Source organism: Ruegeria sp. HKCCA6707, assembly GCF_013033515.1.
In the GTDB taxonomy this organism is placed as follows: domain Bacteria; phylum Pseudomonadota; class Alphaproteobacteria; order Rhodobacterales; family Rhodobacteraceae; genus Ruegeria.
In genome coordinates, this window is record NZ_WQEG01000007.1 from 57,268 (window position 1) to 69,602 (window position 12,335).

Consider the following 12,335-nt stretch of genomic DNA (forward strand, 5'->3'; position numbering starts at 1 on the left):
TTCAAATAAGGCCAATCAACCCGCTTGATACAAAACCGTAAACAACTCCTTGGGCTCGGGCACCCCGCGCAGCATGTAGCGGCCGACCGAGACCAGTTCGTGCGACGTATCTTGCGCGGCCTTCGCCACATTGTCGGACACCAGTATGCGTTGCCCCAGTGAACGGTGCATGCCAGCGATGCGGGCGGTTTGGTTGACGGCAGGGCCAACCACAGTGAAATCCAAGCGGCTATCGGCACCGATATTGCCATAGAGGATCTCACCTGCATGCAATGCGAGCGTATAGTTGACCACTGGTAAGCCCGCCTGCACACGCTGCGCGTTCAGCTCTGTGATCCCCGTGTGCAACTGCGCAGCAGCCGCCAAAGCCGCCTTGGCATCAGCATCGATATCCCCGACATCGAACATCGCCATCACCCCATCTCCCATAAACTTGAGGATGCTGCCCTCGCAGTCGTGGACCACGTCCACAGCGACGGACAAATAGTCGTTCAGCATGTCTATGATGTCCGGGCCCGGCAACTCCTCGGACAGGGTGGTGAAGCCTTCGAGGTCGAAGTTCCAGATCACTGCGTCGATTTTCTGCAATGACCCTCGGCGAATTTCGCCCGACAGCACCCGTTGGCCTGCATCACGCCCCAGATAGACCCGCATCAGATCATGCGAGACCCGCGCGTTCGACGCAGATTTAAGTGCCAGGCCCAGATGTGGCATGACCGCTTTGATCACCGCCATATCTTCATCCGCAAAACCTCTCAGCGCGTTGCTTGTCCAAGACATAAGAACCCCGTCCACCGGTTTTTTAGCGTCTCGGGGCGCGCTATGTGTCGGAACGTCAAAGGAAATACCGGTTGCGTAATAATCGGTTGCTCCGATTTCGCGCAGTTCGTTCAAAAAAGGAAAACGGCTGGCTTCGTTCTGGTTGACCAAGCGTTCATGGATTTCGTCGACATCTTCTTCCAGCAGGGCGAAAAGAGGGCTCTGCCGCCAGGCTTCGCTCGGGATCTCGCTATATTCAAAGGTTTGATAATCGCCACCTTTGTCCTTGTACCAGCTATAGCCGGTGCCGCCGTAAACCGGATGCAGCGCGGATTGGGCTGCGTGAAACCGCATCAGAGGCACACCCATGTCGATCAATCGGTCACAATAGCCGTCGAGCAGTTGTTCCTTGCCCGCCCCTTCCAATCCTTGCGCAACCAGCCATTCGGACAGGCTGTGAATTTTGGTGTCTACTGATCCCGATATGCTCATATCACGTTCCTGTGTCGGCGGTGCTGTTCATCTGGGGACGCGCCCCGCCAATGTCCAGTGCCGGATCGGCCATGTCGCTTGGCCAAATCCGCTATTCCGTCGCGCGACAGTGGATTGGAAGTCAAGCGCTGATAGGTTCTGCTTCACCGACGCTGCATGGTGAAGGCCATGGCTTGCCCGTCCGCTCAATAGCGCAAGAATTGTGGTGCCGCGAATCCGTTGCTGCGCAAAACAAACTATCGGTGTTGGCAGGGGATCGGTGTATGCTCCGTGTTCAGGCAGCAGGACGAGGGCGAAATGAGCGTTGATACCTGGATCACCTATGTGGCGACAGTTCTCTTGTTGATGAGTACGCCCGGGCCAAGCCAACTGCTGATGCTGTCCAACTGCGCAACCAACGGTCTGAAACGCGGTGTTTTCACGGCTGCCGGGGACTTGACTGCCAATTTCCTTCAAATGCTGGCGGCAGGGCTTGGCATTGCTGCCGTGATTGCCAGTTCAGGTACCGCTCTGGCTTTGATTAAGTGCTTGGGCGTTGCCTATCTGGTTTTTCTTGGTGTCAAACAGGTCCGTAATGCAAAAGCCGCGTCGACACATCGCGCAACAAAGGCGAGCCCCAAGGCGCTGTGGATGCAGGGTTTTGTGACCTCTGCCGCGAACCCCAAAGCCGTTGTGTTTTTTGCGGCCCTTTTTCCATTGTTCATAGATGGTGCGCTGCCATTTTGGCCTCAATTTGCGATTTTGTCCGCGACCTATCTTTTGATCGACGGGCTGTTTCTGACCGTCTATGGCGCAAGTGCCAGTTGGCTGGCTCAGCGGCTACAAGGTCCGGCGCGGCTCTGGCTCGACCGGATCGGGGGCGGGTTCATGATTTTGGCAGCGCTTTTGCTGGGGCTTAAATCGCTTCGCGACGCCAACTGAAACAAAAGCCAAAACGCAAGAACTTTTCCTGCCTCTATTTGATCCAGATCGTGGTGGCGCCCTGTCGAACTGATCAGTCTGTCAATATCCCAACGCGTCTTGCGTTGGGTGCAGTGAAACCGAACCCTGACCCCGGGGGCGACAGAGGAGATCATCCATGACCAAGATCTTTGAAGTTCCGCTTTATGCCTACGAAAGCAGCGCAGATCAGGCTTCAGCCTTGCCTGTTCGGCACCAGGTCATTGTTGTCGGCGCAGGTCCCGTGGGGTTGGCCGCTGCAATAGATCTGGCCCAGCAAGGGGTCGAAGTTCTGGTGCTGGATGACAATGACAAGGTCAGTTTTGGAAGCCGCGCGATTTGCTTCGCGCAACGACCGCTTGAGATCATGGATCGACTGGGATGTGGTCAGACAATGGTGGACAAGGGTATCCAGTGGCACGAGGGCAAGGTCTTTTTCGACACTCGTCAGGTTTATGGCTTTGACCTGCAGCCAGAAAAGGGTCAACGCCGTCCAGCCTTTATCAACCTGCAGCAATATTATTTCGAGCAGTTCCTCGTGGACCGCGTGCGGGGGCTGCAACAACAAGGTGCTGCGATCGAAATCCGCGGGCGAAACAAGGTCGAGGCAGTGGGAACCCATCCCGACCATGTTCGGCTTGAAGTGGAAACGCCAGAAGGGCCTTATATCGTTGAAGCCGATTGGGTAATCGCCTGCGACGGGGCCGGGTCCTCAATGCGTTCCATGTTGGGCAAGGATTTCCATGGTCGGGTTTTCGAAGACAACTTCCTGATTGCTGATGTGGTGATGCAATCTGATCTTCCAAGCGAGCGTTGGTTCTGGTTCGATCCCCCTTTCAATCGAGGCCAATCGGCCCTGTTGCATAAACAGCCCGACGGCGTTTGGCGCATCGACCTGCAATTGGGTTGGGACATAGACAAGGACAAAGAGAAGCGGCCTGAGAATGTTATACCGCGCATAAAGGCGATGCTGGGCGACGATATCGATTTTGAGATCGATTGGGTCAGCATCTATACCTTTCAGTGTCGCCGGATGGAGCGGTTCCGTCATGACCGGGTCATCTTTGCCGGCGACAGCGCCCATCAGGTCAGCCCATTTGGTGCACGTGGCGCCAATTCGGGTGTTCAGGATACCGACAACCTGTGCTGGAAGCTCAGCATGGTGATCGACGGGCGTGCCCCCGAAACGATTCTGGACAGCTATGATCGTGAAAGAACGCAAGCGGCGGATGAAAATATCAGTGCCTCAACCCGGTCGACTGAGTTCATAACGCCGAAATCCGATATGTCGCGCTTGCTTCGAGATGCAGTGCTGGATCTTAGTGCGCAATTCGAGTTTGCCCGCCCGCTGGTCAATTCCGGTCGTTTGAGCACGCCTTGCATCTATGACGGCTCTCCGCTGAATTCAGCTGATGGACTGAACGGCCCAAGTAACACCCGTCCCGGTGCCCCTTGCCCGGATGCGCCTGTGGGCGACGGCTTTCTGCTTTCGAAACTGAACCGGGGATTCAATTTGTTGACTATCGATGCCGATGCGCCTGATGAGCTTGAGGTTGACGGGGTGTCCGTAAAAAGACTGGCCCTCTCGGTCAAAGATGACCCATCGCTCGCGTTGAAGCATCGATACTTGGGCGAAGCCACCAGCGCTGTCTATCTGATCCGACCGGACCAGCATATTGCCGCCCGCCGAGACAGCTATGAAGAAAACGCGTTCCGCCAAGCGATACTCCGCGCTTCGGGGAAGGAGTAGCGACATGACCGATCTAGTTTTGACACCTAATATCCCGCAGCCTGACGATTTTTATGCAGAGCTTGTCGCAACACATGAAAGCCTGAGCAAAGAAGAAAGCGATGCGTTGAATGCGCGGCTGATCCTGGTGCTTGCCAACCATGTCGGAGACAATACGGTTTTGAAACAAGCGCTGGAGGCCGCTTCTCAGGGTGCGCGACACCCTCTGCGATAGCGTCCACACTGGGAATGAATACCGATTGCAACCTGCAGCCAAAGCTCTGGCATGTATTCGCGCAGCCCCATACACGCAGACCATGCACATACCCTGTGTGGTAGCATATGTTTTGCGCAAAACCTTCCGAAGCTATTGTCTAGCCGAGTTACGAAAGGGGGCGCATATGCCTACGATCACCGGCTACCACGCACATGTCTATTTCGACGCTGACACACAAGAAACCGCACAGCAGGTCTGCGAAGAGGCCGCCCGTCTGTTTCCGTCGGTTCAGATGGGTCGCCTGCATACGCGCAATGTTGGCCCTCATCCGCGTTGGAGTTGTCAACTGGGATTTCCGATCGAAGCCTTTGATCAGGTCTTTCCCTGGCTTATCCTCAACCGCAAAGGGCTGACGGTTTTCACCCATCCTGAAACCGGAGACCACCTCGCAGATCATCGCGACCGTTCGGTCTGGATGGGAGAGATGTTGGAGCTTGATCTTACGATCTTCGATTAGAGCACATATCAAGCGGGCGCTTCGTTTGGATATACGACCATTTGGGGGCTCTGCCCCCCGTCGCAGCAAGCTGCGCCTCCCCCGAGGTATTTTTGAACAGAAGAAGCTTGGCAGGTGCGCTCTAAGCCAGGTCTCTGGCCCTGTCGCGGAGCAGGAATTTCTGGATCTTACCGGTGGAGGTTTTGGGAAGCGGGCCAAAGACAACCGTTTTGGGGGCTTTGAAATGGGCCAGTCGATCGCGGCAGAAGGCGATAATGTCGGCCTCGTTGGTCTGTGCCTGTGGCTTTAGCTCGACAAAGGCGCAAGGCGTTTCACCCCATTTGTCATCCGGACGCGCGACCACGGCAGCCTCCATGACGGCGGGGTGTTTATAAAGCGCATCCTCAACCTCGACAGATGAGATATTCTCACCTCCCGAAATGATGATGTCCTTGGATCGGTCTTTCAAAGCGATATAGCCATCGGGATGCATCACACCCAGATCGCCCGAAGCGAACCAGCCGCCGTCAAAGGCTTTGTCGGTCGCTGCGGGGTTTTTGAGGTAACCCTTCATGACAATATTGCCCTGCATGAAGATCTCACCCATGGTTTCGCCATCCGCAGGCACTGGCTTCAGGGTCTCGGGGTCGGCGACCATCAGGCCCGACAGCGCTACATACTTCACCCCCTGACGAACTTTCAGCGCAGCGCGCTCCGGCGCGTCTTTGTCATTCCATTCGTCTTTCCATGCGCAGACAACCGAAGGACCATAGGTTTCGGTCAGGCCATAGACATGGGTGACGTCAACGCCCATCGCCTCCATCGCCTCGATCACCTTGGCCGGGGGCGGGGCGCCGGCAGTCATCACCTTGATCTGCTGCTTGAAGTCTTTGAGGTGGTCTGGCGCATTGGCCAGCATGTTCAGCACAATGGGGGCGCCGCAGAAATGGGAGACGTTTTCGTTGCGGAAAGCGTGGTAGATGGGTTCGTCACGCACCGCGCGCAGGCACACGGATGTGCCTGCATTGGCCGCCATGGTCCAGGGAAAGCACCAGCCATTGCAATGAAACATCGGCAGCGTCCAAAGATAGACCGAATGCTGTGGCATCCCCCATGTCAGAATGTTTGACGTCGCGTTGAGAGCCGCCCCCCGGTGATGATAGACCACGCCTTTGGGATTGCCTGTCGTGCCCGAGGTATAGTTCAGCGTGATCGCGTCCCATTCATCTGTCGGCAGCGACCAGTCGAACTTGGGGTCGCCTTCGGCCAGCAGCGCCTCATAGGTCAGATCGCCGAGGGTTTCGCCGCCCGCAAAGCTGGGGTCTTCGATATCGATCACCAGAATATCGTGATCTACCTGGGTCAAAGCCGCTTTCACGGTAGACGAGAACTCCGGATCGACCAGCAGAACCTTGGCCTCGCCATGGTTGAGGATAAAGGCAATGATCGCCGCATCGAGCCTTGTGTTGATCGCGTTCAACACCGCCCCTGCCATGGGGACTGCGAAATGCGCCTCATAGAGTTCGGGGATGTTGGCCGCGATGATCGAAACCGTATCGCCCCGACCGATCCCACGTGCAGCAAGTGCCCCAGCTAAGCGGCGGCAGCGGTCATAGGTTTGCGCCCATGTGTATCTGCGGTCGCCGTAAACCACAGAGGGATAGTTGGGGTAAACTGCGGCTGTCCTCTCGATATAGCTTAGCGGGGAAAGCGGGGTGTAATTTGCCGGTCTTTTGTCCAGATGCTGTTCATAGATATTTGTGGCGGTCATCCGATATTCCTCCCAAACGCGGCAGACTTGCGTATTGAGCACAGAGCTTACGCCAAAAGAAATGCGTAGGAATACGTGAATTGGCTACACTGGCGATATTCTATGGATTAATCTGGCCCTACTTCGCGAGTCTCATTCGCGTTGATCTGCGTCATCACGTCACCGCGCGCCCGTTTGGAACAGTTGATTCCCCGCGCGCCACACCCAGAAAGGACATGTCATGGACGGCACGTTCAACGAAAACGATATTTCGCGGGTGGTCGAAGCCGACCGCGCCCATGTCTGGCATCATCTGATCCAGCACAAGCCCTTTGAAACAAACGACCCGCGCATCATTGTCGAAGGCAAGGGCATGCGCGTTTGGGACCAGAAAGGCAAAGAACATCTTGATGCGGTCTCGGGCGGTGTCTGGACCGTCAACGTCGGCTATGGCCGCGAGTCGATCTGCAAGGCCGTCTACGAACAGATGATGAAGCTGTGCTATTTCGCGCAGTCGGCCGGGTCGGTTCCGGGTTCGATCTTTGCAGAACGGCTGATCAGTAAAATGCCGGGAATGAGCCGTGTTTATTATATGAACTCGGGTTCTGAGGCGAATGAGAAAGCCTTCAAAATGGTGCGCCAGATCGCGCACAAGAAATACGGTGGCAAGAAAACCAAGATCCTGTACCGCGACCGCGACTATCATGGCTCTACCCTGGCCACGATGTCAGCAGGTGGGCAGAACGAGCGCAACGCGCAATATGGCCCCTTCGCACCCGATTTTGTCCGGGTTCCGCATTGCATGGAATACCGCAAGCATGAGCTGGACGGCGCGCCCGAAGAGAACTTCGGCGAATGGGCGGCAGATCAAATCGAAGAGGTCATCCTGCGCGAAGGCCCCGACACCGTGGGTGCCCTGTGCCTGGAGCCGGTGACAGCGGGCGGTGGCGTGATCGAAGCGCCCGAAGGCTATTGGCCGCGTGTGCAAGAGATCTGCAAGAAATATGACATCTTGCTGCATATCGACGAGGTTGTTTGCGGTGTAGGTCGTACCGGCACCTGGTTCGGCTATCAGCACTATGGCATCGAGCCCGATTTCGTGACCATGGCCAAGGGTGTCGCCTCGGGCTATGCCGCGATTGCGTGTCTGGTGACCACCGAAGAGATCTTTGACATGTTCAAAGATAATGCGGACGATCCGATGAACTATTTCCGCGACATCTCGACCTTTGGTGGATGCACCGCCGGACCAACCGCTGCGATCGAGAACCTGAAGATCATCGAAGATGAAAACCTGCTGCAAAATTGCACCGTCATGGGCGAACGCCTGATGAGCAATCTTCAGGGCCTGATGGAAAAGCACGCGGTGATCGGCGATGTGCGCGGTAAAGGCCTGTTCCAAGGTGCCGAGTTGGTGGCAGATCGTTCGACCCGTGAGCCTGTGGACGAAAAGCTGGCGCAGGCGGTTGTGGCGGATTGCATGGCGCAAGGTGTGATCATCGGCGTCACCAACCGCTCGATCCCGGGCCGCAACAACACGCTGTGTTTCTCGCCTGCACTGATCGCGACAGCAGATGATATCGACCAGATCACCGACGCCGTCGATGGCGCGCTGGGGCGTGTGTTCAGCTAACGCAGCAACTGAAACCCAAGTCAGAAAGCCGGGCCCAGCGCCCGGCTTTTTTTTCGTTCAGCGCATGGTGTTTCGGCTTTTGAACAGCAACAGGAATACAAAGACCGACCCCAATGAGGTCGTGACAATGCCGACCGGCAATTCCTGTGGAGACAACATAAGGCGGCTGAGGATATCTGATACGGTCAGCAACATGGCGCCGACCAAAGCAGCTGTCGGCAGCAATTGGCGATGCAGCGGGCCCACTATGCCCCGCGCGATATGGGGCACCATAAGACCCACAAACCCGATGACACCTGCAACGGAGACGAACATTGCCGTCGCCAAAGCGGCAACAAAGAACATCTTGAACCGAACCCCTTGCACCGGCACGCCCAATGTAGCGGCGGTCAGATCTCCGGTCAGCAGCGCATCCAGCCAGCGGCTGCGATAGAGGGAATAGGCCAGGATCAGACCCAGCCCCGCGCAAACCAAAGGAAACGTTTCCCACCGGGCCAGTCCCAGCCCGCCCAGCATCCAGAAAATCACTGAATGCGCCGCGCGGTTGTCGCCGGAAAAGATCAGATAGTTGGTGATCGCCGAAAACAGGAACGACACCGCCAGACCCGCCAGGATCAACTTTTCCGGAGCGCTGGTGCGTAGGCCATGGACCAGTGCCAACACAATGCCCGAGGCCACAAGCCCGCCGCAGAACGCAGCCAGAGGCAGTGTCCAGATACCCAGAATGTCGCCCGTGACAGTGATGACAAACACCGCACCGGCCGCAGCACCCGAAGACAGACCAAACAGAAATGGATCGGCCAGATCGTTACGCGTGGTTGTCTGAAGGACTACCCCCACGATGCCAAGCCCAGCACCTATGACCGCGGCAAACAAAGCGCGGGGTAAGCGCAGGTCAAAGACAATGCGGTGCGTCGGCGACATCTCTGAATCAGAAAGTCCCGCACCTTGCCGGATTGCCGCCCAAACCTCGGAAACAGGAATGGGCGTGGTGCCATAGGCCGTAGACACCATCAAAAGGGCGGCCAATAAGACCACCCCCAAAGCAAAGACAAGGCCCGTGCGGGTCATGTCAGTTCAGGCTCGGGTGCATGGCCTTCGCCATTTTCGAGATCGCCTCGATATTTGCCGGTCCCGGTGTCAGCTCTTCATAACGCAGGCCAATCCAGCGCGCGTTTTTCACCGCGTCGGTTTGCGACATGACCGGATGGTCCTGCAAAAACTTGAACGTATCCTCGGCGCCGTTGCCGGTTTGATAGTCCAACAGCACAAGAAATTCAGGATTCGAAGCAGCAACCGCCTCCCACGAGGTGCGACCCCAGCTGGTGTCCAGATCATGGGTCACGTTTTCACCACCCGCAGCAGTGATCATCGCGTCAGGAATGGCGAATTTACCGGCGGTGAACGGTGCGTCTGCAGGACCGTCCAAAAGGAAAACACGGGGTTTTTCCAAGTCGGCGGTCTGCGACTCGATGGTGGCCAGTTGGTCTTTCCAGTCTGAAACCAGCGCCTCGGCCTTGTCCTCGACATGCATGACCTGCCCAAGCCGCAGCACATCGTCAAACAGCAGATCCATGCTGGCCTGCGGGCGATCGTCGTGCAGATGCACACAGCTTTCGGTCAGAATCATGGTCTTGATGCCAAAAGGCGCCAAAGTGTCAGGCGTCACCTCTCCACCCGGTCGCATGCCATAGTACCAACCGGCGAAAAACAGATCTGGCTCGGCCGCAACAAGGTTTTCGACAGTGGGGTATTTGGGCGCAAGCTCGGGGATGTCTCCGCGCTGCGCGTCAAAATCGGGGCTGGTCTTGTACCAACCGGTAATGCCAGTCAGACCCACGATCTTGTCCTGCAACCCAAGCGCAAAGGCCATATCGGTCATGTTCATGTCATGCACGACCAGCCGTTCGGGTTGCTTCTCAAAGACAAGCGGCTCACCGCAATTGTCGACGGTAACACCCTGCGCCACCGCGCTGGTGGCCATGCCGGTTGCAAGAAAAGCCGACCAGATCATTCGTTTCATCAATTCGTCCTTTTGTTCGATATGGTAGTTTTACGGATGTCGAGCGCGGGGATCACGCGGCCTTCGTACTGAAAACTCAGGTAATCCACGCCAAACGTGTCTTGAACATGATCCGAGGTCAGAACCTGATCGACAGGGCCAAACCCGGTCATGCGGGTCGATTTCATCAGTGCTACATGAGTGGCGAATTCCGGGATCAGCACCAGGTCATGTACGATCATGACAACCGTGATGCCCAACTGCGCCACCAGAGACAACATGCGCCCCTTGGCGTCTGGGTCCAGATGGTTGGTGGGCTCATCCAGAAACAGCAGCGACGGCTTTTGCGCCAAGGCACGCGCGATATGCGCTCGCTGACGTTCTCCGCCTGACAGCATGGCCATGCGTTTCTCCGCCTGTCCTGCCAGCCCAGTCAAGTCCAGAATCCGGTTGATGTCTTCGGCATGTTCTGCGGCAGAACGATCCGCCCGGATGGGGATCTGACCCAACGCAATGTAATCGCGCAGCATCAAGCGCCCGTCTGGCAACTCTTGCTGGCCGACAACCGCAATGCTGCGCGCCCTATCCATCGCAGTCATGGATTTGAGGCTGCGCCCGCTCACATGCACATCGCCCAATGCCAAAGGCACCGCACCGCACAGCAAGTTCAACAATGTGGTCTTGCCGGCGCCGTTTGGTCCGGCAATGGCAAGGATGGCACCTTCCTCAAGCGCAAAAGTCACGTCCTGCAGCAAAACATCACCGTTCAACGCGTAGTATTCCAGGTTCTCGGCAACCAGAAAGGCCGGTTGTGTCATTGCAGCACCCCCTCTCCGATCCGGGGTAGGCGGGCGAGCGTTTTGTGTAGCAGCGCCTTAGGCCTGTCGGTGGCCTTCGTCCAGCCATCTGCGCTGATATGATATTGCCGTGCAAAGGTAAGCAGGGCGGCGATGTCACCATCGCTTTCGATATCACCAAAGAGATACTGCGCCTTGTCTGTGGCTTGAAACCCGACGGTGCATGGCCGCTCACAGCCAGCCATACAAGACACGTGCCGAATGGCAAATCCATTCGGCAAACTGCTGACCTCTGCAGCGATTTCTGCGCTGACAGCAGCTCCACCGTCACAGGTCGAACAGATCAGAATGAAGTGATCAGGATTGGCAGTCATTTGCCGTCTCGCTTATTGCCAAACGAGGACGGAAGGTATCAGTCGTATTGCTGCACGCTGAACGCGCCATCTTGACCTCCTTCCAGGGCACCCCGCCCCGGTGTGGTTGAATCGAAGATGGCAGGTCTCCTGACTTGCGGGTCATCGCTTGGCCGTCCTTCCCGATCCGATGGATCAGTGGCTGATTGGCTTTGCTCACCGCTTACAGTTGCGGGGGCAGTCACGGACTAGGTGGCTTCGTACACCGCACCGTGTTCCCTTTTCATCCCTTGGGCGGACCCGCAGGAACCATCACAATCTGAGTGCCTGAGATCGCAAAACGCGTCAACCGGATTCGACAGGGCACAAAAATTTGATCCACCCGATCTCACAACAACCCGCCAGAGCGTGATCGGGGTTTATTGGGCGTCAGCGCGGGTCATCCCCACCTTTGTATCAAGCCCCCAAACTGGGCCGATGAAAGGAGACGTTATGACACGTTCAATTTCCAAGTTACTTCCTGCCCTGGTTGCGCTAGTTGCCGGCTTCGGGCCGCATATGGCAACCGCGAATGACGCACACCATCCTCAAGGAGCGGTCTACAAGATCATTCAGGCAGGTAACGCTCATGTGCCTCAGCTCTCTTCGCCAGCTGTCCACAAGCATTATGCTTATGTTGCGCAAACGGCGAAAGCCAAACCGGCGGCGCCGGTTGTAAAGGTCAAGACACTCAAGAAAAAATCAGTTGGGAAGAAGTTCCTGTTCAAACATTATGGCTATTATCCGTACCAGCCTCGCAAGTTCCGCGGCCATAGCGGACATGTGATCAAGAAGAAACCCAAGCATCATGGCAAGGTGCATCACAAGGGATTTCGCAATCAGCACTTTTTTACGCCCCAGTACCGCTACCGCTGAAGCCAGAAAGGTCGGTTTAGCCCCCCCTTAGGCGCTGCATCAAGTAAACTTCAGCGCCTTCGGGCACTGGCTCGGACAGTCCCGAGGCGATGATCCGGCCATTGATCGCGATTGAGACGCCGGCATCTATAGGCGCCTGCAATTGGGGGTAGCGACGCACAAGCTCGCGCAATATTTCGCCCGTCGTCGTGGCGTCGACTTCGACAACCTGCTGGCCCCCGGTCAATGACCGGAGACCTGACCAAAGGTTGAC

Annotated in this window: 13 protein-coding genes and 1 riboswitch; of the genes, 6 read left to right on the top strand and 7 right to left on the bottom strand. The window is 56.6% G+C overall.

What is annotated here, in order from left to right; all coding sequences use genetic code 11:
- Window positions 1-15 precede the first annotated feature (15 nt).
- Complete coding sequence (locus GOW40_RS16895; RefSeq protein WP_171136717.1) at window positions 16-1,251, bottom strand: adenylate/guanylate cyclase domain-containing protein; 1,236 nt, start codon at window positions 1,249-1,251, stop codon at window positions 16-18.
- Between the two features lie 297 nt (window positions 1,252-1,548).
- Here GOW40_RS16895 and GOW40_RS16900 point away from each other — a divergent pair, with 297 nt between their 5' ends.
- From GOW40_RS16900 to GOW40_RS16915, 4 genes are all read left to right on the top strand, one after another.
- Window positions 1,549-2,172: a LysE family translocator gene (locus GOW40_RS16900; RefSeq protein WP_171133058.1), complete on the top strand. Its 624-nt coding sequence runs from the start codon at window positions 1,549-1,551 to the stop codon at window positions 2,170-2,172.
- Window positions 2,173-2,329: 157 nt separating this feature from the next.
- On the top strand, window positions 2,330-3,940 hold the full coding sequence (locus GOW40_RS16905) for an FAD-dependent oxidoreductase (protein ID WP_171133059.1): 1,611 nt from the start codon (window positions 2,330-2,332) through the stop codon (window positions 3,938-3,940).
- Window positions 3,941-3,944: 4 nt separating this feature from the next.
- On the top strand, window positions 3,945-4,154 hold the full coding sequence (locus GOW40_RS16910; RefSeq protein WP_171133060.1) for a DUF2783 domain-containing protein: 210 nt from the start codon (window positions 3,945-3,947) through the stop codon (window positions 4,152-4,154).
- Window positions 4,155-4,320: 166 nt separating this feature from the next.
- Window positions 4,321-4,653: a DOPA 4,5-dioxygenase family protein gene (locus GOW40_RS16915; protein ID WP_171133061.1), complete on the top strand. Its 333-nt coding sequence runs from the start codon at window positions 4,321-4,323 to the stop codon at window positions 4,651-4,653.
- 121 nt (window positions 4,654-4,774) lie between these two features.
- Here the strand turns inward: GOW40_RS16915 and GOW40_RS16920 are convergent, their stop codons facing one another.
- Window positions 4,775-6,403 carry an acyl-CoA synthetase gene (locus tag GOW40_RS16920; protein WP_171133062.1) on the bottom strand — a complete coding sequence of 543 codons (1,629 nt, stop codon included), beginning with the start codon at window positions 6,401-6,403 and terminating at the stop codon, window positions 4,775-4,777.
- A 220-nt stretch (window positions 6,404-6,623) separates the two neighbouring features.
- On the opposite strand from GOW40_RS16920, the gene GOW40_RS16925 reads away from it, so the two are divergent.
- Window positions 6,624-8,015, top strand: coding sequence for an aspartate aminotransferase family protein (locus tag GOW40_RS16925; RefSeq protein ID WP_171102498.1), 1,392 nt, complete (start codon window positions 6,624-6,626; stop codon window positions 8,013-8,015).
- A 57-nt stretch (window positions 8,016-8,072) separates the two neighbouring features.
- On the opposite strand, the gene GOW40_RS16930 is transcribed toward GOW40_RS16925, so the two are convergent.
- Genes GOW40_RS16930 through GOW40_RS16945 form a run of 4 tightly spaced genes read right to left on the bottom strand, consistent with a single transcriptional unit; the run spans window position 8,073 to window position 11,188 of the window.
- Entirely contained in the window at window positions 8,073-9,086 is a 1,014-nt protein-coding gene (locus tag GOW40_RS16930) for an iron ABC transporter permease (RefSeq protein WP_171133063.1), read from the bottom strand.
- Between the two features lies 1 nt (window position 9,087).
- Complete coding sequence (locus GOW40_RS16935) at window positions 9,088-10,038, bottom strand: ABC transporter substrate-binding protein (RefSeq protein ID WP_171133064.1); 951 nt, start codon at window positions 10,036-10,038, stop codon at window positions 9,088-9,090.
- A complete protein-coding gene (locus GOW40_RS16940) occupies window positions 10,038-10,835 on the bottom strand; it encodes an ABC transporter ATP-binding protein (RefSeq protein WP_171102504.1) in 798 nt (265 codons plus the stop codon). The genes GOW40_RS16935 and GOW40_RS16940 overlap by 1 nt, the downstream gene beginning before the upstream one ends.
- Window positions 10,832-11,188 carry a DUF1636 domain-containing protein gene (locus GOW40_RS16945; protein WP_171133065.1) on the bottom strand — a complete coding sequence of 119 codons (357 nt, stop codon included), beginning with the start codon at window positions 11,186-11,188 and terminating at the stop codon, window positions 10,832-10,834. The genes GOW40_RS16940 and GOW40_RS16945 overlap by 4 nt, the downstream gene beginning before the upstream one ends.
- Before the next feature lie 101 nt (window positions 11,189-11,289).
- Window positions 11,290-11,496, bottom strand: a riboswitch (cobalamin riboswitch).
- 163 nt (window positions 11,497-11,659) lie between these two features.
- Here GOW40_RS16945 and GOW40_RS16950 point away from each other — a divergent pair.
- Window positions 11,660-12,082 carry a hypothetical protein gene (locus GOW40_RS16950; RefSeq protein WP_171136718.1) on the top strand — a complete coding sequence of 141 codons (423 nt, stop codon included), beginning with the start codon at window positions 11,660-11,662 and terminating at the stop codon, window positions 12,080-12,082.
- Window positions 12,083-12,098: 16 nt separating this feature from the next.
- On the opposite strand, the gene GOW40_RS16955 is transcribed toward GOW40_RS16950, so the two are convergent.
- Complete coding sequence (locus tag GOW40_RS16955; protein WP_254444485.1) at window positions 12,099-12,308, bottom strand: MoaD/ThiS family protein; 210 nt, start codon at window positions 12,306-12,308, stop codon at window positions 12,099-12,101.
- Between the last annotated feature and the right edge of the window lie 27 nt (window positions 12,309-12,335).